Consider the following 21735-nt stretch of genomic DNA (forward strand, 5'->3'; position numbering starts at 1 on the left):
GGGATCGCCCTTTTTACGCTATGCTTCTTTCTTCTCTGCTTACACCATCACTTTACAAATATCGTTCGTGAACGCCACCGGATCCTGGATCGGCAGTCCTTCGATAAGCAGCGCTTGGTTGTACAACAGGTTCGTGTACAAGCTCAGCTTGTCCGCATCGCCCGTTTGCGCGGCCTTCAGCGTCTGGAACACCTCATGGTTCACGTTGATTTCCAGCACCTTGTCGGCTTGCACGTCTTGGCCGTTCGGCATAGCCTTCAAAATTTTCTCCATCTCGATGGTGAGCTCGCCTTCCGTCGATAAGCAGACCGGATGCGACTTCAGACGCTTGGAAGCGCGCACGCTCTTCACTTTGCCGCTCAGAATCGAAGACATTTGCTCGAACAGCTCTTTGCTTTCATTCTGTTCGGCTTCCGTCTCCTTGTCCTTCTCATCCGGCTCGATGCCCAGATCGCCGCTCGATACGGACTTGAACGATTTCTCCTTGTAGCTGACCAGCGACTTGATCGCGAATTCGTCGATGTCGTCGGTGAAGTACAGGATCTCGTACCCTTTGTCCAAAACCAGCTCGGTCTGCGGCAGCTTCTCGATGCGGTCGATGGAGTCGCCCGATGCGTAGTAAATAAATTTCTGGTCTTCCGGCATGCGCGACACGTACTCGTCGAGCGTAACCAGCTTCTTCTCCTTGGAGGAGGAGAACAACAGCAGATCCTGCAGCACATCCTTGTTCGCGCCGAATTCGCCATATACGCCGAATTTCAGCTGGCGGCCGAACGACTCGTAGAATTTCTCGTAGTTATCCCGTTCGTCCTTGAGCAGGCTTTGCAGCTGGCCTTTGATCTTGTTCTTAATGTTCTTCGCGATCAGCGTCAGCTGACGGTCATGCTGCAGCAGCTCGCGCGAGATGTTCAGCGACAGATCCTCGGAATCGACCATGCCCTTCACGAAGCTGAAGTAGTCCGGCAGCAGGTCCGCGCACTTGTCCATAATGAGGACGCCGTTGGAGTAGAGCTCCAAGCCTTTTTCATATTCCTTCGTGTAATAGTCGAACGGCGTACGTTCTGGGATGAACAGGATTGCATTGTAAACGACTGCGCCGTCTGCGCTAATATGAACATGCTTCAGCGGCTTGTCGAAGCCATAACGCTTCTCGAAGTAGAAGTTCTCGTAATCCTCCTGCTTCAGCTCGCTCTTGTTTTTGCGCCAGATCGGCACCATGCTGTTGACCGTCTGCTCTTCCAGCACTTCCTCGAACTCGTTCTCGCTGCCTTCCATTGGACGCTGCGTTTTGAAGTCCATGCGGATCGGATAACGAATGAAATCGGAGTACTTCTTGATGATTGCTTTCAGGCGGTAAGGCTCCAAAAACTCATCGTATTGATCGTCCTCCGTGTTCGGCTTGATGTGCATAACGATCTCAGTACCGACAGCATCCTTCTCGCAAGGCGTAATCGTGTATCCGTCTGCGCCTTCGGATTCCCATTGGAAAGCCTCCGCGCTGCCCAGCGCGCGGCTGCGTACGATAATGCGGTCAGCCACCATGAAGGCGGAGTAGAAGCCTACGCCGAATTGGCCGATAATGTTGTGTCCGTCCTGGCGCTCATTCTCGTTCTTGAACGCGAGCGAGCCGCTCTTGGCGATAACGCCCAGATTGTTCTCCAGCTCCTCCTGCGTCATGCCGATGCCTGTATCGGTAAGCGTCAAGGTACGAGCCGACTGGTCCGCCGTCACTTTAATGAAGTAGTCGTCTTGATTGAAAACGAGCTGATCGTCCGTCAGCGCTTTGTAATATATTTTATCGATGGCATCGCTAGCGTTCGAAATCAGCTCACGGAGAAAAATTTCCCGCTGCGTGTAGATCGAGTTAATCATCATTTCGAGCAATCGTTTGGATTCGGCTTTGAACTGCATTTTGGTCATTGTCTAATCCCCTTTCAATAGGTAAAAGGCTTTCTTGTTAGCACTCCACTAAGTCGAGTGCCAACTCCCTACTTGATTATATAACATATCCCATTTTTCCATGTCAATATTGCGATTGCGATGCCGTTGCACTTTATACAACGAGAAAGGCATGAATGGCCTGACCCGAAGGTTCCCATTGCAGCTCATGCAACGAGAAACGAGCTAGAAGAAGCTCAATGTGCCTAAAACATAGAAAGCCGTCTTTCTCGTTGCTCAATATGCAATCATGCTGCCTCACATCCGCGCTCGCGTTGATTCGATTGTACGAAATGCAATGGGCAGGCTGCTGCACATAACAACGCTACCTATCTCAAAATGGTTGATAGACAGGGTACACTTGTATACTCGCAATTCGCGGTCATTTCATATAGTAGAGTATCAACCAACCAATCAAGCGTTATGAGAATGGGAGAGAGATTACAAAATGGGCAAAGGTACCATCCATATTACGATCGTTCACGGCAACATCATTCACAACACGATTAATCAGCGGGCAGAGGGCGGCGGCCAGATTTTGAAAAACGTCGGCGCTAACGCCAATCAAGGCGGCCAAAATGCGATTAACGGCAGCCGCAGCTTCAACAAACAAGCAAACTTCGCCAACGGCAACGGCCGCAGCGGCATCGCGGGCAAGAAAAACGATGAGCAGGGCGGACAATCGGCGGTTAAGAAAAATATTTCGAAAAAAGTATTCAAGAAAAGCAATCGCCACCAAGGCTGGAATAAGGGCATGTTCTATTAGAATAGAAAAACAAATAAGACTCGAGCCTCTCTTGCTAGGCTTGAGTCTTTTGGCTTGCGCTGGCGGTTATTGCGCTGCAAACTCCGAATTGGCTTTGCTGAGCATCGCTTTCCAATCCGCAAAATCCGTTTCGCGCGCGACATGCCGATCCAGCAACTCATCGTGGATGTTGTTCATTTCATCGAGGGTATCCACTTGGAAATTACCCTTCTCCAGAAACTCCTCCATGCTCTTGCAGGTGGAGTACTTGCTCATGAACCGATCGTTGAACAGGTCTTTCAATGAAACTTGACCTTCTTGCACCGTTTTCTGACCTTGCAGTTCTTTAAGCAGGTCGTCAAACGACATTGGCTTATGCTTTCTCAGATGACCACTTCCTTTGCTTTTATCCGAATCCAATCCTGTTACATTACGTCGATGGTTTGGTTGCCGTCGCGTTTACTTTCTTCGTGCCTTTGCTCGTGTATGGCTTCGGGGCATTCTGAGCTCGCTTGGCACTTGCCTGCCAGCGATTCCAGCCTTTCTTATCCGTCCCTCGACCTGTTCCACCCTTGCCCTTTGCCATCCTTCACTCACCACTCCATTAATGCGAACCATCGATAAGATAAAAGTCGCTCTTTATCCAAGTATGATGAACTATACAGCAGTCTATTCAATATGTACAGCAAATGGGACGTTATCCCGCGTATATTTATAAAATTTCTCCATTAATCGCGCAAACGCTTACCGTTTGTCGACCTGCAGCAGCTTAATCTGCTTAACGGCATACGTGTCCTTAATCTTCTCTTCCGTGATGACATTGAGCTTAATGAGGCTCGCGATGCGCGAAGGATCCGGCTTTGACAGCATCCTCCACACCTCCGTATCAGGCAGCGCCTCGAACAGCTTGCTGTCCTCGTATTCTTTGCGCTCCTGCTGGACGATCTTAACCCGATAGGCGCCCGCCTCCCAATCGGACAAGCCCTGCTCATCGCAATACCCGATAATAGCTGCGCGAAGCTCCGCAAGCTCCTGCTCGATCTCCCGCTGCTTCTGCTTCAACTGGTAATACCTTTTGACAGACGTATCCATAACGATCACGCTCCTTCCTCTCACTATATGAAAGAAAAGCCGGGATTAGGACACACAGCCGCGAGGTCGCATCGCTTTTACAATACATTCAAGCCAGCATAACGTGAACTTAACATTGTCCAAGTATAACTAGTAAAACAGCTACAGAGCCTAGCGGCTCGAAGGGAGAATTCACGTTCATGAAAAAGAAAAAATGGATGATCACTGCAACCGCAGCACTAACGCTTACGGCAGGGATCGGCATTGCATCGGCAGCGGTATTGAGCGGCGCGCCTGCTGAAGGCATCACGTACTCGAATAACGGAGATTCGGTTACGCCATCGACCTCCGCCGTAAATATTGATGGACACCTGTACATGCCGGTTCGCGCACTGGGCGAAACGACTGGCAAATACGTGGATTGGGACGACTTCCGCCGCAGCGTTGCGATGACGGACAAGCCCCAATTGACGGGCAAATATGCGCTGAAAGCAGCAGACCTCGCACAAGGCATCAAAATGGGCGTCGGCTCCTCGTTAACGCATCTTCCGGGCGACCCGGACAACGTGTTCTACTCGACGGCTGACCGCGGCCCGAACGGCCAAGTCGACGTAAACGGCAAGCTGGTGCGCACGTTCCCGCTCGCAAGCTACACGCCTAGCATCTATAAGATCAAAATCGCAGACGGCGAGATTCAAATTCTCGATCAATTCCCGCTGCATGTGAACGGCATTGACCCTGTAACAGGCAAAGCGAACATCACAGGCTTGCCAAACATTAAGGGACGCGATGAAGCGCCATTCGATACGAAAGGCGAGAAAGAGCTTTCCTACGACCCATACGGCCTGGATATCGAAGGTTTGGCTTATAACGCAAAGGACGACACGTTCTGGATTTCGGATGAGTACGGCCCATCGATCGTTCACGTCAAACGCGACGGCACGCTCATCGAGCGCATCGTACCGAGCGGCTGGGCTTCCCAAGCGCAATCCACGCTCGTGCCTGCACGCGAGACGCTGCCAGCCGTCTACAACAAGCTCCGCCAAAACCGCGGTGCGGAAGCAGTCGGCATTACGCCGGACGGCAAATATATGTTCATGGCGATGCAAAATGCGCTGCGCAACCCGAACAAGGATATGGACAACTCCCGCCAAGTGCGCATTATCAAGTTCGACCTGTCGACGCTGAAGCCGGCAGCTGAGTTCGTCTACCAGCTCGAAGACGCAACGCAATTCAAAGACTTGGTGCAAGGCGACATCGTCGTCTCCGATATGGTCGTCGTCAACGAAAACACGCTGCTCATCGACGAGCGCGACAAGTTCTCCGGCGACAAAGCGCAGCTGAAGCGCATTTACGCGATCAACCTGTCTGACGCAACGAACATCCTCGGCAAATACGACGATGAGAAAGCGGCCGGCAAGACGCTGGAACAAATGACCGTTGCCGATCTGAAAACGAACGACATTCTACCAGCTTCCAAACGTACGGTTCTGGACGCAGTAGAATTCAAATTCCCCTATGAAAAAATCGAAGGCTTGTCGCTTATTAACGGCGATACGCTGGCGATCGTGAACGACAACGACTTTGGCGTAGACAGCAAGCTGACGACGAACGGCACGGAGCTGTGGACGTTTAAGCTGCCTTATACGATTAAGTAAGGGGAAGACAGACGGGCGACTTATGTCGACCCGTCTGTCTTATTTCCGAATGTCTATTCATTCGCTAGAACTCTCGTCATAATATCCGCACAGGTACCTCCCGCTGTCTCTGTGTATAATCGATGAATAGAAAAGGTCTCACACGACAAATCACCAGATCTTCTATAGATTACAATCCATTCATGGTTTACTCTGTCCCAATGGATCTCTCGTTTGTAGTTTTTCTTTAAAAATCCTTCCATCTCTCTGTCGGCAGTTTGAATAGCCTTTTGCTCGGACATGGGCGGCACTTCATACCACCAGTAATTGTTTATTTTTCCGAGAATAGCAGGAAGCAAGATTCCCAACAAAACTGCATATCCTTTTATTTTCCACGTTAGCTTCCGATTTATGAATAAAAAAAAGATGTAGTATATGAGCAATAAAAATGAGTATATGGCAAATAAAATAAGCATAGTTAAATATATTTTTCCATAAAGAGATGGGCCTTCATCATCGCTGCCCCCAAGTATAAATGATCGAGGATACGGAGCAAACATGAGTAAATAGAAACCCCAAAAATACCAGAGTACATTCATAAGCGGTACAGTTACCAAGACTCTGTTTTTTAACATGTACGACCCACACTCTCTCACATCGATCGTTTATTTTCTTACACCGTTATTCATTCTCTAGGTATCTTGCTAAAACTTCGGTACAAGATCCTCCCGTTCGAATGGTATATAATCGATGAATACGATATGCCTCACAAGTCGGAAGCAATTCATCAGTTTCCCTATAGATCACAGCCCATTCATGAAGTCCTCTATCCCAATATATCTCCCGCTTGTAGTTATTCTTTAAATATCCTTCCATCTCCTTATCTGCTTTTTGAATCGCCTTTTGCTCAGACATTGGCGGAACCTCGTCCCACCAATATTTATGGATGCTCCCTAGAAGCAGCGGAATCAGTGCCCCGAATAAAATGGCATATGCTCTTACTTTCCACCTGACTTTGTCACTGGTGATAAAGAAAATGACGTAATATACAATCAAAAACAATGTAAAAGGCCAAAATAAGAAAAATCCTACAAGAAATAAAGTCGCATAAAAATCCATGCCGTTGCCGAATCTTGGTCCGGGAGCGTACATAAACAAATAGAAGCCCCAAAAATACCAAATCGTATTGAATAGGGATATCGTTACAATCGCTTTATTTCCCCTCATAAATCCCATATCTCTCCTTCTAGAAACCTTTCAATTCATCTATTATAGGATAAAATTAACAAAAGTAATATAATCTAAATCTAAGCGCTGTACTTCCTCCAAACAAAAAAACACCTCCAAGATCGTCCTCCCATTCAACGGAAGATTCTCTTGAAGGTGTTTTCATTTACCTCGCAAAACGCTACGCGTACTGCAGCGCCTCTAGCAACCGACGCAGCATAGCGGTCATTTCAGCCCGCGTTGCCGTAGCCTGCGGACGGAAGCTGCCGTTCGGATCGCCCTTGACGATGCCAAGGTCGAGCACCTGCTGGACGGCTCCCGTTGCCCATGCGGATACGCTGCCCGCATCGATCAGCACGCCGTGCGCTGCCCCGTTCGGCTGCACGCTTGCGCCGGAGTACTTGATCGCTCTCGTGATCATTAGCGCCAGCTCTTCGCGCGTTACTTTCGCATTCGGACGGAACGTGCCGTCCTCATAGCCCGTTACCAAGCCCGCTTCCGCTGCTGCGGCAACGGCTTGCTCGTACCATTTTCCAGAAATATCGGAGAATGCTGCTCCTGTTGCATCGCCGGAGATGCCCAGTGCTCGAACGAGCAGCGCTGCCGTCTCCGCACGCGTCAATCCGCTGTTCGGGTCGAATTGGCCCGCGCTGCGGCCCTCAATAATGAAGCGGGAAGCCAGCCACTCCGCATCCTCCTTCGCCCAATGCTGAGCCAAATCGTTGAAAAGCACCGGACGGTTAACGATCAGGTAAACGCCGGTCTCTTGGCTGCTGAACGTCGCTACGAGTTTGCCATCCGCCACCGTAAATTGAGCGGGCACGTAGCTGAACGTTTTACGCGTTTCGTCCCAGCGTACGACGACGGCATTTTCCTTCGAGGCCTTCGCATCCGCAATAATCGTCCGTGCTGCCGCCTCTTGGAAGGTCGGCAGATCGATCTTCAGGCCCTTGTTATTGATCATTGCCAGCTGGAATGCTACAGGCCCAGCCCCTACATTCGCTTGCTGCGCCGTCAAAGCCGCCTGCATCGATGGGGATGCCGCTGCGCCTACATGAATGATATAACGTACGATAGCCTTGGCTTCGAAAGCCGCGGCTGGAATTGTAATCGAGCCTGCTGGCGTCGATACGAGCAGCTTGAACGCACTGTTGATTTTGCGAAGCTGGTCCAATACCTCGGCGTTCAACTCAATTTGTATATCCGTTTGGTCAGCATCAATACGAATCGCCCCTGCTGCCGCGGACGCTTGAGAAATGACGATTCGTTTGGTCTTTCCTTCGCCATCCACGATATCCACATATAAATCGGACACCGGATCAGGCTGAACGATCAACGACAGATCGTGAAGGACGTTTAATTGGAACGTCTTCGTGATCGACGCTGCGCCCTTGGTAATCGTAGCGGTCAGCGTGACACGCTGGTCGCCGGCCGCCGACGTTGGCTGATGAACGGCACCCGTTTGCGCATTTACGTAATTAGCGTTAGAAGATGACCATGTAATGACCGAACCGTTCGCCCCGTTCGCTGGAAGCGATACTTGGCTCTTCACATTTGCTTCATTCTCTGCAGGCGCATAGCCAATGGCAAGCAATCCCTTATCCAACGCCACAGCTTCTGCATCCGTCATTGCCGCTGCCTTAAGCGTCAGCACAAACGACACTGAAACATTCATATGATTCACCGTAGCAGCAGCTTCTAACATAACCTGCTTGTCTCCTGCCGTGAAGGAAGGGCTATGAACCTCACCCGTTGTCGGGTCAAGGAGGCTGTTGTCCGTCGATGTCCATTGCAGCGCGTTGCCTTTCTCATCGACTGCCGGAAGCTGCACATCCTGCGTTACAGATGCCGCACTGTCTCCCGTCGCGAACGCCGGAGCCGGGCTCGCATAGACCGTCAACACAGCCGGATTCGTTGTAACATCGTAATTCGATAGACGGTTAAGTGGATCGACCAGCCCCGGCGTGATCGGATAAGTTCCGATTGGACTGCTTGGATCCGCCGAAGTTGTGTAGTTCGCTGTCAAATCATCCGCTGCCCAAGCGCCCGTAATCGTTCCGGTCAGCGTCGGATTCGATGCGTTCACCCAGCGAGATAAGTTATCGGCCTGCACAGTCAAGGGCGCTTTCGTCACGGTTAATATTGCCGGTGTCGTCGTAACGGCATAGTTGCTTAGCTTGCCCGAAGGGTCCGCTAATTGCGGAGTAATCGCATAATCGCCCACCGTGCTGTTCGCGACAGCGGCTGTTGTATAGGAGGCTGTGATCGCATCGCCGTTCACCAAACCCGTCAGCGTTCCGGCAAGCGCCGGATTGGCTTCGCCATATTGGCGCGTCGCGTTCGACGCCGTTACGCTTAGCGGCGCAGGCGTTACTGTCAGTGCCCCATAACCAAAATTCACGTTGTAATTGCTCAGCACCGTATTGAGCGATGGCGTAATCACATACGCGCCGACGTCGCTGGCAGAAGTTGCGCCTGTGCTGAATTGGACAGCGCCGGTGATTAACGGCAGGTCGCCAGCAACAGCGCCCGTATACATTCCGGTGAATGTCGGTAAACCATCGCCGTATATTTTGGACGGAAAATTCGCGCTCACCATTAGATCGGCTTTATTGATGGTTAGCGTAGTCGTTGCACTAGCCGCGTAATAAGGGTACGCTGCTGCAAATGAAACCCCCACTGTATGCGATCCCGCCGAGTAGAGGTGAGGGTGACTAAAGCTAGCCACGCCAGATGCGTTCGTGAGAATAATGCCAACCGTACTTCCATCAACAGAAAAATTAACATACTTGTTCGCCAGCGGCTCGCCGTCCACCATTAAGGTTGCTGAAAACGGAGTCGCCTGTCCGTAGGTGCTTACAATCGGCGAAACCGTAATCGACGGAATATAGCTCCGATACGAATCGGAGACATACGTCTGGAAGCCGAGGTCATAGCTCGATTTCCAAACGCCCATATAATAGCTCATCCCGCCACTATACACGTCTGTATCGTACATGTGCATCGTTACTTGCCCCGTAGTAGGAGTCGAGCGAATCATAATCGTATACTTGTTGCCTGCGGTGACGTTAATGCCATCTCGGAAAGTGACCGTGAATTTACCGCCTGGCCAACCTGACAAGGCTAGCACTTCATTATAAGAGAGCGTTCTGGACCCCAATAACGTGCCGTTCGGATTTTCACCATCATGAATTTCGATGGTCAATGTAGTACCAGCTGGCGGACTGACCTGAGATAGAAACAAATCCAAGTCATACATGGTGCCGGTCTTGCCCGCGGTAAAGCTCTGTCCAATATTATTGGAGCCGCCGATTGAGGTTGGAACGTTCGGGCCCGTTCCTTGGTCCAGCATATTCGCAGCGGATGCCTTGCTTGCAGTCAAGCCTAGCACGATGGCCACTGCTGCGATTGCAATAAACATCACCAAGCGGAGATGGCTTCTTGATTGTAATGCTGTTTTGGGCTGTAAAATCATTGCTATTGCCTCCTATGTTATGTCTCGTATTCTGTAATAGCGATCTATTGATCGAAATCTAAAAACGATTTATATTTACCGACAATTATTTTCCTACTATTTTCATAAAAATACAAGAAAAAATGCTAGTCGGGAGAGTATCTCCTTATATTCAGGGAGTAGCTCCTCGTTGGGATGAAGGGCGAAACAAAAAAGACGATCCGATTATATCGATCGTCATGAATAGGGAAGATCTTTATGCCCTATTCGCCTCTTGATGCTATAGCTGGTGGCATAGGGAAGATTTTTATTCCCTATTCATCCCTCGGCGCTTTAGCCGGCTGAATAGGGAAGGTTTTTATTCCCTATTCACCTCCCCGCGCGATAGCCGGATGAGTAGGGAAGGTTTTTATTCCCTATTCACCTCCCCGCGCGATAGCCGGATGAGTAGGGAAGGTTTTTATTCCCTATTCACCTCCCCGCGCGATAGCCGGATGAGTAGGGAAGATTTTTATTCCCTATTCACCTCCCGATGCGATAGCTGGCTGTATAAGGAAGTTTTTTCCCCATTCGCCATGTCGAGTTCCTCCCTAAGCTGTCTAATCCCTTTCTTCTATTTAACGAATTTTGGCGGGGGATAAAAAGCGACGGATTTGATCGATCTCAAAAATATTTGACTGCTGTCCGGGGATAAAAAAGAAGCTTCCGCATCCCCTTAATAGGCGATGCAGAAGCTTCTATTGCGTGCGAATTGCCGACTGCATTACCAGCCGAGATTTTGGAAACGAATCTCTTTGTCCCACAGCTCTTGCAGCTTGCGCACATGCTCATGCGGCATCTGAGCGTCGCTTGCCGCGGCGTTCTCGTCGAGCTGAGCGATATTGCGCACGCCTGGGATGACCGTCGCAATCTCCGGATAAGCGAGAATGAAACGAAGCGCAGCCGTCGTCATTGTCGTCTGCTCGTCCGAGATGAACCGAATCCTTTCCACGAGCGCTGCCCGCTTCGCGATCGTTTCCCGCGACCACCGGCTCCGCACGCCCTCGAAGGTGCTCTGCGCATCGTATTTGCCCGACAGCCATCCGGAGTCGAGCGGAATTTTGACGATGAGTGCAATCTTCTTCTCCTTCGCCAGTTGGAATGCCTCGGCGGTTTCTTGCGCAAAAATGTTGAACAGCACCTCGATGACGCCGACGTCCGTATGCTGAATCAGCTCTAGCATTTCTTTGCTGGAATCAACCGAAGCCCCGTAGGCAAGCAATTTACCCTCCTGCTTCAGTTGGCTGAATATGTCAAAATTCCCGAGTTTGCCATCGAGATGGTCAAACGGCGGATTATGGATAAGCACGGAGTCGACGTAATCTGTCCGAAGGCGGCGCAAGCTTTGTTCGACAGAAGTACGAATGCTGCTCGGGTCATAATTGGTCGTGCCATCGGCAGCATGGCCGAACTTCGTATTGATGACGGCGCGGCTGCGCCGGTTTGCAAGCGCGATGCCAAGCAGCGTTTCGCTGCGGCCAAGCCCGTAATTCGGAGCCGTATCGAAGAAGTTCACGCCTCGCTCCAGCGCTGCGTGGACGAGTTTGATCGCATCCTCATCTCCCATGGCCTCCCAATCCTGCTGGTTGCCGAGCTGCCACGCGCCGAACCCAATCTCCGAAACCTGCTTGCCTGTAGTACCATATTGCCGTTGCTTCAACTGGATCACTCCTCTTGTTACAAAATGCTGTTTGGCTTGTTCTACGCAACAAATTATACGCTCATTTGCGGGACTTTTCGAGCTCGGGCATTTGCTTTACTATTTGCTGAAGCGAACGCCTGCCGCTGCTTCACGCGCTAACGGACCGATAGGACGCTATTTGGCGCAAAAGCGGCGATTGGAGATTGTAACGGACCGAGGAGCCGTTATTACGCAACAAATGCCACCATTTCGGCTGAAATGATGACATTAACGCCCGTGGAGTCCGTTAGGCTCCCAGATGCGCAAAATACGGAGCAATAGCGGCTGTAGGGTCCGTTACGCTAGGAGCATGCGACAAGAGACGCAGCAGCCTGTTCAGGCCGGATGCGCGGCGCCATCTCCTAGCGCACGCGCTACCTAACGGACCGAGGAGGCGAGGCTGGGGCCTACGCGCTTTTCCCCTTACTCCGCCGCAGCCCGCACACGCTCGTCCAGCATCCGAAAAGCGTCTCGCAGCTTCTCCTTCGGCAGCTCCGCATAGCGGTCGCCAATGCTCACCTCATAGTAGCTGCCGCCGTCATCCTTATCCCGAAGCACATGCGTAAAGCCAAAGCCGGTCTCCTCGATCACCGCGATCAGAATCGGCTCGAGCACCTCTTTCGGCAGCGCCGAATGGACGTGGAACATATTCGATACAGGCACCTGCGGAACCGTCGTGATGGTCGAACACGCATTATATAACGCGGCCAGCTCCTGCGCCTCGTGATAATACTGCGCCATGCGAGGCATCCGCCGCTCCATGTAATACTCCGCACTCAAAATATACGGATACAGGCTGATCAGATCGCCGCCATGCCTTCTTTTCCAAACCTTGGACTCTTCCGTAAAATCATACTCGCCCGCCAGCACCGCACCCGCTATCCCGCCAAGCCCTTTGTAAAACGAGATGTACACGCTGTCGAACAAGCTGCACAATTCATCGGCTGCCACGCCGTAATAGGGAAGCGCCTCGAACAATCTCGCCCCGTCGAGATGCAGCTTGATCCCCTTCTCGCGGCAGTGCGCCGATATCTCCACCAGCTCTTCATAGGGCGGCAGCTGCCCGCCGATTTCCCGCTGAGGCAGCTCCAGCAGCACGCACGCCACTGGCTCCTCCATCCCTACAACATCAGCTAACCGTACCGGCCTTGTCGTATCCGCCAATAGAATCGGCTCAAGATGATGCAGCTCCTTCAGCCCGTCCTTCTCATGAATCTCAAGATGGCAGAGCGGATGGTACGCGACCTTCTTGCTGCCTGCCCCATCCGACCAAATGCGAAGCGCAATCTGCTGCGCCATCGTGCCGCTCGGGAAAAATACAGCCGCCGGCTTGCCAAGCAGCTTCGCCATCCGTTCTTGAAACGGCTCGATCACCGCGCCCGAGCCGTAAACATCGCTATCAAGCTCGCCGTCATAGCTCGCCAGCGCTTCCTTCAGCACCTGTACATTCCGCTTCGCGTGGCCCGTGATGGGATAACTGGCTTGATTATACACTTCGGATAAAGTGGGCAATAATTTCATATCGACCGATCCTCTCTGTACGCGCCGCTTGGACGACGCCGTTAATCGGTCTTTAGAATACGCCTATTTATGGAAAAATAATCAACTCCGGTCCTTACAGCCCGAACGTTTCTTTAATAAGCGCTGCCACTTCCGCTGGCTCCATATGGGTATTGTTGATGCGCAAGTAATTTTGCCGCGTTGTCTCGCCTTCCAAGGAGTTCCAGCATTCGTTGATAGACTCTCGAACTTCGAGCCAGCTTACTCCGCACGCCGCAATGCATGCAGCCCTTCCACCGCAGCATCCAACCGCTCGCGAATCAAAATCTTGTCCGCATACGCCTTCGGAATTTGGCCATAACCGCAATGCATGCCTGCCAAGCCGCCGGCGATCGCGCCGATCGTATCGGAGTCGCCGCCCAGATTGGCAGCGCGCTGCACCACATCGCTGAAGTCCTTGCTCGTCAACAGCAGGTGAGCGACCCAGCGGAACGTATGCACGACGAAGCCGCTCGGCTCACAGTTTGGCTCGGACGTCAGCAGATCCTCGTATTCCGTTCCGATTAGCTCCTGTTGAACAACCGGCTGCAGCGCCTCCCCTTGCAGCAGACGATACGCGATCCGGTTATAAATGATGCACGCCTCGTCGCATCGCGGATCATAATGCGTCATGCGGGATTGCATACGCGTTACGCGCTCGACTTCCTCCCATTTCGCATACACGAGCGCTGCCGGAAGGCATCGCATCAAGGAGCCGTTGCCACCGCTTTGCCCCATGTCCAGATCAGCAAGAAGCGCCGCTTCGAACCAGTTCCCCTCGAACTTATGGAATACCGTGCGAATGATATTGCCGATGTCCTTCGGATTCGTTCGGTACCACGCCAGAAACCGCTCGCCTATCGCCTCCATCGGCTGGTCTGGCCGCTCGATAATTCCCTCTGCTACGCACAGCGTCATCATCGTATCGTCTGTCACTTCGCCGGGCTCAAGCCGCCATACGCCGCCCCCGATTATTTCCATCAAATAACCGTAGGCAGTCTGTACTTCCTTCGCACTCATAAACTCCGTCGTCCCGCCCAGCGCATCTCCTACCGCAACGCCGTACATCCCGCCTTTGATCCGATCGAGCCGTTCGGCTGCATCCATCGTCGCCATCGTTTCACACGCTCCCTCATTCTGCTTATTTAATTTATATAGTCAAATCGATATTATCATTATGACATATTAAAATGAATTGTAAAGAGCTTCCTTTCCATTGAAACAAAAAAACAGCCCCGTCTACAAGCAGGCTGTCACAGGGGATAGCTATACTCATGCCTTGCAACGTTCCGCCTGATGCCGCCATCTGCCCTCAGTTCGACTCCGCCGCGTTCTCGCCGCTCAGTCGCTCCTCGGGAAACAGCAGCCCTTCGAGATAAGCTTTGTTATACAGGACGGCTGCATCGTTCGGTCGAAAAGCTCGCGCTTGCTCATTATGCCAAAACGCTTTGCGCAGATCGCCCAGCTTGTCATAACAGACGCATAGCTGCAAATGGGGGAGCCATGTTTCGCAGGATAGATTCCCAAGCGTCCAGGTTTGTTCCGACTTTGGCGCTTGAAGCGCAGCTTCATACCAGTAGGCTGCTGTCGCATATGCCCCTTGGTTCAAATGCCAGAACCCGATCCGACAGCAAAACTCGGGCAGCGGGCTGCCATATCGAAACGATAGCAAGGCATAATCCAGCGTCTGCTCCGAGCTGCCGATCGCCGCGCAGCAGTCGCTCAGCTTGCCGCAGGCTGCAATGTTGTCCTCCACCCAGCCCTCTCGTGTTTCAAGAAACTTCACATAATACGCGATTGCCTCCTCGTACCGGGCATGGTCCTTCAGCTCATTCGCATAATAGTAGAGATCTCGCGGACCGAACGCCTCCCCTGCTTCCAGCCGCTTCTCATAGATTCGAAGGTTGCGATTATGATCATGCCGCAGGCTCGCATGCGTCACCGCGATATCTGAAGCCAACGATACGCCGTATACTTCCAAATATTCATGAACCGCGCCGATCCATTTAAAATTGCGCGAGCGCTTGACCAGCCGATTACGGCGAAGCGATCTCGTCACCCTCCCATACTCGTCCTGCGCCAGATTGTAGTGCATCGATACGGTATCGATGTCCGGTTGCAGCGATGCTTTCAGCTCCAGCAGCTTCCGGCGATCCGCCTCAAGGAAGAGGTCATCGGCATCCAGCCACAAAATATAAGCCGATGTCGCTTGGCTAAAAGCGTAATTTCGCGCGGCGGCAAAATCATCGATCCATTCGAAATCGTAGATCGCGTCCGTATAGGCTGCCGCAATCGCCTTCGTTCGGTCCGTGGAGCCCGTATCGACGATGACGATTTCATCAACGATCTCAGCTACCGAATCCAGGCACCGCCGCAGCACATCCTCCTCATTTTTTACAATAAGGCATAACGTGATGGTGATCATCGGACAGCATCCCCCCAATGGCGCTTTCATATCGCGAATACCACTAATTTATGGCGCACATTGTTCGTTATGCCTGTCGGGGAGGGGGCATGCGAGCCGTCCGACCATTTGCTGGCGATAGCGGAAGACGGTAGCGAATTTCTATAAAAAAGAGGCAAGGGATGTCCCCTCGCCTCTTTCTACGATTGCCGCTATTTCTGTTTGCTCGGCTTGCAGCCCCCGGCCACGTACTCGCCAAGCGTCTGGCCTGCTTCATGCATGTTCGCCGCTGCTTCCACGCCTACATACCGATAATGCCAAGGCTCATAGCTGTAGCCCGTTACAGCCTCTTTGTCTTCCGGATAACTCATAATGAAGCCATATTCATGCGCATGCTCTTTCAGCCAGATGCCTTCCGGATCTTGGCCGAAATCTTTGATTAACGGACTTTTATCTTTGTTTTTGCTGTAAATGTCCATCAAGGCCTTGGAGGTAATGTCCATCGTAAGCCCCGTCTGATGCTCGCTGTGTCCGGGAATCGCGCTCACGCGATCCGCTTCCTCCTTGCCTAGCCTCTTCACATTCCGCTGGTATACCAGCTCCTGCGTCGTATAGCTGCGATAGCCGGAGTACGCATACAGCTCCATCTTGTCTTTCTTTGCCGCAGCGAACAGCTTCTCAAGCGCGTCCGCCGCTTCCTTGACCATCAGCTTCTCGTTGTACAGCGAGTTCTGGTCATCCTTGCTCAGTTCCTTCACGTGCTCGCCCTTAATGTCGTAGGCGGTAGGCACATTCACTTCCACAAGATCTTTCGGCACGAACGTGTCCGCGAGCGCCGAGGCCGGGTCCTTGCTTACATACAGCAAGCAAGTCGTCATGGCTTCGTCATCTGCCGAAGCCGGCTGCTGAGCATCGGCGGTCTGATCCTTCGGCGGATCAGCCTTCTCTTGATCCGAATTCGAATCGATGTTGGCATCCGCGTCGGCAGTGGCATTCGAGCCATCATCCTTGTCCGCATCGTCATCTGCATTGGACGTGTCGGTTTGGCCAGAAGGCTCGCCTGCCGAATCAGGCGTCGCTCCCGATTCAGCAGTTGGCGTATTGCCTGCTGTTTCCTCGACTCTCGGGCTGCCGGAGGCAGGCTCGTCGTGCTTGGTATACATATTAATCGCAGCAGCGATTACGATGACAGCACCGATGAACAGCAATAAATGGTATCTTCTCATTTTTCATTCCTCATTTGCTTTTACCGTTCGTTAGACGCTGCGCCCGGGCAGTTTCCGCTCGTCTTGGACGATTTGCCATCCGCGCGAACGTATTTCTCTTGATAGGATGCATCCACATAGCACACTGGCACCGCTTCATCGTCCTCGACCGTCGACACTTTCCAAGCACCATTGCTCTTAATGACATTGTAGGTGTACGCCGTCTCTTTGAACGTAGTCAACGGATCATACAAGCCAAGCGCGGCCTGATTATGGTTGACGAGCAGGAGCGCATCGCGGCGAACGCGCTTCTCTACGCGCAGCTGGTAACGGTCATCGGAAATTTTCTTTGCGCTGACCAGCTTATAATCTGGAATATCATAGTTGACGTACTCCCCGTACTCCGTGCGCAGGTTCACCAATCCGCCGGTACGCGTGCCGCCAGGCTGAATATCACCGTTAATTTGAACGTCAACGATGTTGAAGACGGAGGATTTGTCCTTCGCATTCGTCGTCGTCGTGACGTATGGCAGCAACGGGTCCATCGAATGGGCATTCATCGCTTGCGACCATGCGATTTGATAGTTTTGCATCGCTTCGGACACTTGGCGGTTGTCCAACAGCTTAGGCGTAACCATGGCCGATGCCTTCGAATACAGATTCGCGCCGTTCATTTTGATATCGACTTGGCGCGGCGACTTGTCTGCTACAGAAGAATCATACGTGATAACATACTGCTTCTTCTTGTTCGTATAAATATCGCTATAAATGGCGTTAAGATCAGTGAAATCATTGCCCAGCACATGGTATTGGCCGTTCGTCTGCTCTGCGATTTGCTGCAAATCCGCGTCCTCTTCAACGCCAATCGCATAGATCGGAACACCCCACTGCAAAGCGTTATTGATGACCGTGCTAGGGCTTACCCAGTTCGTTCCATCGCAGATCGTATTCTTGCCGTCCGTGAAGACGACAACGTACTTCGAGCCTTCGACCGAGTTATAGGCCGTGTTGCTGACCGCTTGATTGAGCGCCTCATACAGTGCGGTACAGCCACTCGTCTGCATGCCTGCAATGCTGCTCTTGATGGACTCGATTTCCGTCGTAAAATCGGATTGGCGGATATTGCTCGCATCGGAGAAGGACATCAAGCCGACCACGTCGTTGCTTGCAAAGGAAGCATGGGACAGGAATTGGGTAGCCGCATCCTTAACCTTCGTCAGCTTGTTGTCCTCGCTCATGCTGTCGCTTACGTCAATAACGAGATTCGTGCTGATCGCTTGCGGCTTCTCCGTCAGCTTCGAGAAGGACGCGTTCTTCGTTTCTTTATCGCCTTCTTTGACCGTGAAAGCCGTCTTAACCGGGTTCATATCCTCTACCAATTGGTTGTTCTCGTCATAGAGAGAGAAATAGACGTTTACCTTCGGATACTCGTCTGTATTATAGCTGACGTCATCGATGTGCAGCTTCTTCTGACTAGGCGACTTGTACGATTCCGACAGCTTGTTGTCGCCAATAACAAGATCGACGACACGCTGCTCGCCATTGGGCGGGTTCGTATTGGATACCGTCGTGTCATACACGATCTCGTACGTTTTGTCCGCCGTATTGGCATTCACTTCAGCCGTCTTCTGCGCTACCGTGTTTTCTTTGATGGCTACTTGTCCGCTCGACAGGTCAGACTGCTCGGAGCCGTCTTCGACCGCAAGCTTCACTTTGATCGTCGGATAATTCGAAGCATCGATCGCGTCGATCGCAAGCTTCAAGCTCTTAGGCGCTTCCTCTGCTTTCTGTTCGTCGGAAACAGCGGCTGAAGCATGCTCATCCTTGACGACAGGCGACTTCTCGTTGGAAGCAAACAGGTAGAAGCCCAGTCCGATTAAAACAACGGCTGCCGCTGCTGAAGCGATCCAGATCCATGGCTTCTTCTTCACGCTCTCGGTCCGCGGTGCCGCGACAGTATCGGTCGCTGGCGCAGAAGATGAGTTGAGCGCCTCGGCCTCTGCTGCAGAAGGCTGCTCCTGCGCCTCCGGCGTCTTCTTCAGCTGCACCGCGGGCGGCGCGACCGGTGGCTCTGGCTGCGCAGCTTCCGGCGTCGCTGCCGCTGCCGGTGGCGCTGCAATTGGGGCCGAAGGAGGTTGCGCGGGCGGCTGCTCGTTCGGCGAAGCCGGGCTATCCGCCTGCCGCGGCGTTCCGCAATTGCCGCAAAAGGCGCTGTCGGCTTGCAAAGCCGTTCCGCATTGCTGGCAGCTGACTTTCGTCAGATCATTGCCGCATTGCTTGCAAAAATGGTTGGTGCTCTCGTTCGTCACTCCGCATTGTGAGCATTTCATAATAGTCGCGACTCTCCTAACTTAGATTCAGATGCGATGCACGAGCTGGTTCTCCTAGAGGAAGAAGTTGACTTGATCGTCGATCAGCTTCTTATCTTTCGTTTTGCGAAGCTCCCATAGATCGCCATAGCTGTTTTTGCTGCTGTAATCCGAAATATAGTAGATCAGATCCGAACTCACGTAACGATAGTCATAGACATCATCGGCAAGCTTCTTGGATTTGCCGTCTTCGTACAGATTAAGCGAACCGGACAGGCTCTTCTCGCTGAAATCCGAGTAGTATACAAGCGTGCGGGCTTCATCAAGAATCTGGGTGTAGCCGACCTGCACATCGGAGGCGATTTTGTTGTTGACGCCATCGATCGTCGTGTTCAGATCGCCCACATTATCTTTGACGTTCGAGTAGAAGAGCAGATTGCTGCCCGCCACGGCATATTTCGCAACGTCCTTCGCAACCGTCTTCTTGTCCTGCGCGCCGTTTGACGTGACCGAATAGGATTTCAGCTCGCCCGCTTCTTCCCCATCCTTGCTCTCCAGCACATAAAGCTTCGAGCCGTCATCGCTTAGCTTCACATCGGCCGTATAGTCGGACTTGTCCCAGAACAACGATTCTTTGCCGCCCTTAACGGAAATGTACAGCTTCGGATCGGATAGATCCTGATCCCGATAAGCCGACTCGACTTCGGACGTGTTATAAATCGTAGATATCGCTATTTTTTTCATTTTGGAGGCTGCGATTTTGTTATAGACGACAACGCCGCTGCTCAAATCCGAAAGCGACGTGCGGTCTACGTCTTTGGCAATAAGCTGCTCCTTCTTCCCGTCGAACAGGTACAGGGAAGATTTGGTACTCTCCAGCTTGGCTGCCTTCAGCTCATCGCGCAACTGGTCCCGCTCAACCTTCGCCTGATACTTGTCGTTTGCGATGGAATAGCTGTCGTATGCCTTCTGGTATTTTTCATAGGCCGCGTTGTACGCATCATAATCCGTGACAGTGTCATAGTAGATATCGCCAAAATAACCGGTTTGCGCTACCTGACGTTGGAAGCTCGTTTCAGACGGCTCGATTGGTTCGGTCGGTTCGGTCGTCTTCTGGTCCTCGCTGAGCATGTCATCGTTGACAAAATCGTACAAGTGCACCATCGAAGCATCCTGCTTCGTATAGTAGAAGCGGCCTTCGCTGCTGGACGACACAATCGAATCGAACCCGGATACGAGCTTCACCTTGTCTTTGCCCGCCTCTTTGACATATAACGTGCCGGCATTGTGATCCTCGCCATCGTCAACCTTTTGATAATAAACTTTGCTGAAATCTCCCTTATACGTCACGATATGATGGAGATCGGAATCGATCTTCGTCTTTGTGCCATCTTCCTTCAGCGGTCTCGTGTATAGGGTTTCTGCGCCATCCTCATCCGTCACCACATACATCAGCTGCTTGCCGTCATCCGATACGTAGTAAGAGGAAACATCGCGATCCACGAGCACCTCCTGCTTCAAATCGTTGTAATAGAGCTTGCTCTCGTCGTTGGCGTCTTTCAGGTAAGCGACCAGCTTCCCGTCGTTCGCCAGCTTAAAGCTGGAAACATTCGAGGAGATGCTCGTGCCCTTCTCCTCGTTCTTGTCGCTAACGTCGCCCAAGTTCTTCATGTAGAGGCTGCCCGTTCCCTCCTCTGTGTCAATCCCGTCGAGGAAGAACAGCTTATCGCGGCTTTGATTCACTCGGGTATAGGACGGGATGCCCGAGTCTCCATCGAAATCCTCGCTATCCGCGTCATCCAGCAGCTCCTTCGTGATCGCTACGCTCTTCTTCATGCTTTCAGATTTGAAAAATATCGAGTTGTCCTTCACATAAAATAGCTGCGCCTCGCTATCGGATTTCGATAGCCACGTATACGCGAAGAACGCGATAACGACGGCAACCACTACGCCTGCCGACCACGCGAGCAAGCGGCGCTTGCCAGCCAGCGCTTTTACTAGCCCTTGCAGCTTCTCGGGCAGAGGCGATGGATTTTTCGCCGGTTGCGGCGCGGATTGCGGTGCAGGTGCGGTAGTCGCTGCCGTTGGCGCTACTGCCGCCGGTCTCGCCGTCGTTGTCGAGCTTGCCGCCGACGCTGCGGAGTTTGCCCCCGACACTGTTGGTGCTGCCGCCGCCGCCGTCGGTGCTGCCACCGCCGCTGCTGCAGCCGTTTCACTAACCGCTTTCGACATTTCCACCCGTGCGGCTTGTGTATTCGCTGCTGGCTGTACGTGTGCGCCATTAGCAGCGTTTGAATCTATTGGCGGTGCTACTGGCTTGCCGCAACCGGTGCAGAACTTCGTATTCTCGTCTAGTTTGACCCCGCATTTCGTACAAAACATGGTTGAACCTGCCTTTACAATAGTAGAATGAGTTGACCAAAAGTTGGATATCGATCTCGCATTCCCTATTATCACCAAATCTACGACAAGATTCAACACAAAAT

The 21735-nt window shown here is 52.2% G+C and carries 15 protein-coding genes; 2 read left to right on the forward strand and 13 right to left on the reverse strand.

The window, feature by feature from the left end; translation table 11 throughout:
* Positions 1-39 precede the first annotated feature (39 nt).
* On the reverse strand, positions 40-1920 hold the full coding sequence (htpG, locus tag PAECUDRAFT_RS12815) for a molecular chaperone HtpG (RefSeq protein WP_006038516.1): 1881 nt from the start codon (positions 1918-1920) through the stop codon (positions 40-42).
* A gap of 466 nt (positions 1921-2386) precedes the next feature.
* Here htpG and PAECUDRAFT_RS12820 point away from each other — a divergent pair, with 466 nt between their 5' ends.
* The gene (locus tag PAECUDRAFT_RS12820; RefSeq protein WP_006038517.1) at positions 2387-2704 is read left to right on the forward strand and encodes a hypothetical protein; all 318 of its coding nucleotides are present in this window, start codon (positions 2387-2389) and stop codon (positions 2702-2704) included.
* A 66-nt stretch (positions 2705-2770) separates the two neighbouring features.
* On the opposite strand, the gene PAECUDRAFT_RS12825 is transcribed toward PAECUDRAFT_RS12820, so the two are convergent.
* From PAECUDRAFT_RS12825 to PAECUDRAFT_RS12830, 3 genes are all read right to left on the reverse strand, one after another.
* Positions 2771-3052: a hypothetical protein gene (locus PAECUDRAFT_RS12825; protein ID WP_006038518.1), complete on the reverse strand. Its 282-nt coding sequence runs from the start codon at positions 3050-3052 to the stop codon at positions 2771-2773.
* Between the two features lie 61 nt (positions 3053-3113).
* Positions 3114-3269: a DUF3934 family protein gene (locus PAECUDRAFT_RS25295; protein WP_083814148.1), complete on the reverse strand. Its 156-nt coding sequence runs from the start codon at positions 3267-3269 to the stop codon at positions 3114-3116.
* Between the two features lie 158 nt (positions 3270-3427).
* Entirely contained in the window at positions 3428-3775 is a 348-nt protein-coding gene (locus PAECUDRAFT_RS12830) for a hypothetical protein (RefSeq protein WP_006038519.1), read from the reverse strand.
* Between the two features lie 179 nt (positions 3776-3954).
* Here PAECUDRAFT_RS12830 and PAECUDRAFT_RS12835 point away from each other — a divergent pair, with 179 nt between their 5' ends.
* On the forward strand, positions 3955-5412 hold the full coding sequence (locus PAECUDRAFT_RS12835) for an esterase-like activity of phytase family protein (RefSeq protein ID WP_006038520.1): 1458 nt from the start codon (positions 3955-3957) through the stop codon (positions 5410-5412).
* Positions 5413-6072: 660 nt separating this feature from the next.
* Here PAECUDRAFT_RS12835 and PAECUDRAFT_RS12845 read toward each other — a convergent pair.
* The 9 genes from PAECUDRAFT_RS12845 to PAECUDRAFT_RS12885 form a co-directional block, all read right to left on the reverse strand.
* On the reverse strand, positions 6073-6618 hold the full coding sequence (locus PAECUDRAFT_RS12845; RefSeq protein WP_144266533.1) for a hypothetical protein: 546 nt from the start codon (positions 6616-6618) through the stop codon (positions 6073-6075).
* 181 nt (positions 6619-6799) lie between these two features.
* On the reverse strand, positions 6800-10093 hold the full coding sequence (locus tag PAECUDRAFT_RS12850) for an immunoglobulin-like domain-containing protein (RefSeq protein WP_006038523.1): 3294 nt from the start codon (positions 10091-10093) through the stop codon (positions 6800-6802).
* Between the two features lie 742 nt (positions 10094-10835).
* Positions 10836-11771, reverse strand: coding sequence for an aldo/keto reductase (locus PAECUDRAFT_RS12855; RefSeq protein WP_006038524.1), 936 nt, complete (start codon positions 11769-11771; stop codon positions 10836-10838).
* A gap of 444 nt (positions 11772-12215) precedes the next feature.
* A complete protein-coding gene (locus PAECUDRAFT_RS12860) occupies positions 12216-13313 on the reverse strand; it encodes a threonine aldolase family protein (protein WP_006038525.1) in 1098 nt (365 codons plus the stop codon).
* A 240-nt stretch (positions 13314-13553) separates the two neighbouring features.
* Complete coding sequence (locus PAECUDRAFT_RS12865) at positions 13554-14447, reverse strand: ADP-ribosylglycohydrolase family protein (protein ID WP_006038526.1); 894 nt, start codon at positions 14445-14447, stop codon at positions 13554-13556.
* 196 nt (positions 14448-14643) lie between these two features.
* A complete protein-coding gene (locus PAECUDRAFT_RS12870; protein WP_006038527.1) occupies positions 14644-15756 on the reverse strand; it encodes a glycosyltransferase family 2 protein in 1113 nt (370 codons plus the stop codon).
* Positions 15757-15947: 191 nt separating this feature from the next.
* Positions 15948-16961, reverse strand: coding sequence for a M15 family metallopeptidase (locus PAECUDRAFT_RS24685; RefSeq protein ID WP_006038528.1), 1014 nt, complete (start codon positions 16959-16961; stop codon positions 15948-15950).
* A 20-nt stretch (positions 16962-16981) separates the two neighbouring features.
* Positions 16982-19270, reverse strand: coding sequence for a VWA domain-containing protein (locus tag PAECUDRAFT_RS24690; RefSeq protein WP_006038529.1), 2289 nt, complete (start codon positions 19268-19270; stop codon positions 16982-16984).
* Between the two features lie 54 nt (positions 19271-19324).
* On the reverse strand, positions 19325-21631 hold the full coding sequence (locus PAECUDRAFT_RS12885) for a zinc ribbon domain-containing protein (RefSeq protein WP_006038530.1): 2307 nt from the start codon (positions 21629-21631) through the stop codon (positions 19325-19327).
* Positions 21632-21735: the final 104 nt, after the last annotated feature.

The organism is Paenibacillus curdlanolyticus YK9 (genome assembly GCF_000179615.1).
Lineage (GTDB): Bacteria > Bacillota > Bacilli > Paenibacillales > Paenibacillaceae > Paenibacillus_T > Paenibacillus_T curdlanolyticus.

Coding starts and splice junctions, on each gene's coding strand:
- htpG (WP_006038516.1), bottom strand. CDS start 1,920: ATGACCAAAATGCAGTTCAAAGCCGAATCCAAACGATTGCTCGAAATG.
- PAECUDRAFT_RS12820 (WP_006038517.1), top strand. CDS start 2,387: ATGGGCAAAGGTACCATCCATATTACGATCGTTCACGGCAACATCATT.
- PAECUDRAFT_RS12825 (WP_006038518.1), bottom strand. CDS start 3,052: ATGTCGTTTGACGACCTGCTTAAAGAACTGCAAGGTCAGAAAACGGTG.
- PAECUDRAFT_RS25295 (WP_083814148.1), bottom strand. CDS start 3,269: ATGGCAAAGGGCAAGGGTGGAACAGGTCGAGGGACGGATAAGAAAGGC.
- PAECUDRAFT_RS12830 (WP_006038519.1), bottom strand. CDS start 3,775: ATGGATACGTCTGTCAAAAGGTATTACCAGTTGAAGCAGAAGCAGCGG.
- PAECUDRAFT_RS12835 (WP_006038520.1), top strand. CDS start 3,955: ATGAAAAAGAAAAAATGGATGATCACTGCAACCGCAGCACTAACGCTT.
- PAECUDRAFT_RS12845 (WP_144266533.1), bottom strand. CDS start 6,618: ATGAGGGGAAATAAAGCGATTGTAACGATATCCCTATTCAATACGATT.
- PAECUDRAFT_RS12850 (WP_006038523.1), bottom strand. CDS start 10,093: ATGATTTTACAGCCCAAAACAGCATTACAATCAAGAAGCCATCTCCGC.
- PAECUDRAFT_RS12860 (WP_006038525.1), bottom strand. CDS start 13,313: ATGAAATTATTGCCCACTTTATCCGAAGTGTATAATCAAGCCAGTTAT.
- PAECUDRAFT_RS12865 (WP_006038526.1), bottom strand. CDS start 14,447: ATGGCGACGATGGATGCAGCCGAACGGCTCGATCGGATCAAAGGCGGG.
- PAECUDRAFT_RS12870 (WP_006038527.1), bottom strand. CDS start 15,756: ATGATCACCATCACGTTATGCCTTATTGTAAAAAATGAGGAGGATGTG.
- PAECUDRAFT_RS24685 (WP_006038528.1), bottom strand. CDS start 16,961: ATGAGAAGATACCATTTATTGCTGTTCATCGGTGCTGTCATCGTAATC.
- PAECUDRAFT_RS24690 (WP_006038529.1), bottom strand. CDS start 19,270: ATGAAATGCTCACAATGCGGAGTGACGAACGAGAGCACCAACCATTTT.
- PAECUDRAFT_RS12885 (WP_006038530.1), bottom strand. CDS start 21,631: ATGTTTTGTACGAAATGCGGGGTCAAACTAGACGAGAATACGAAGTTC.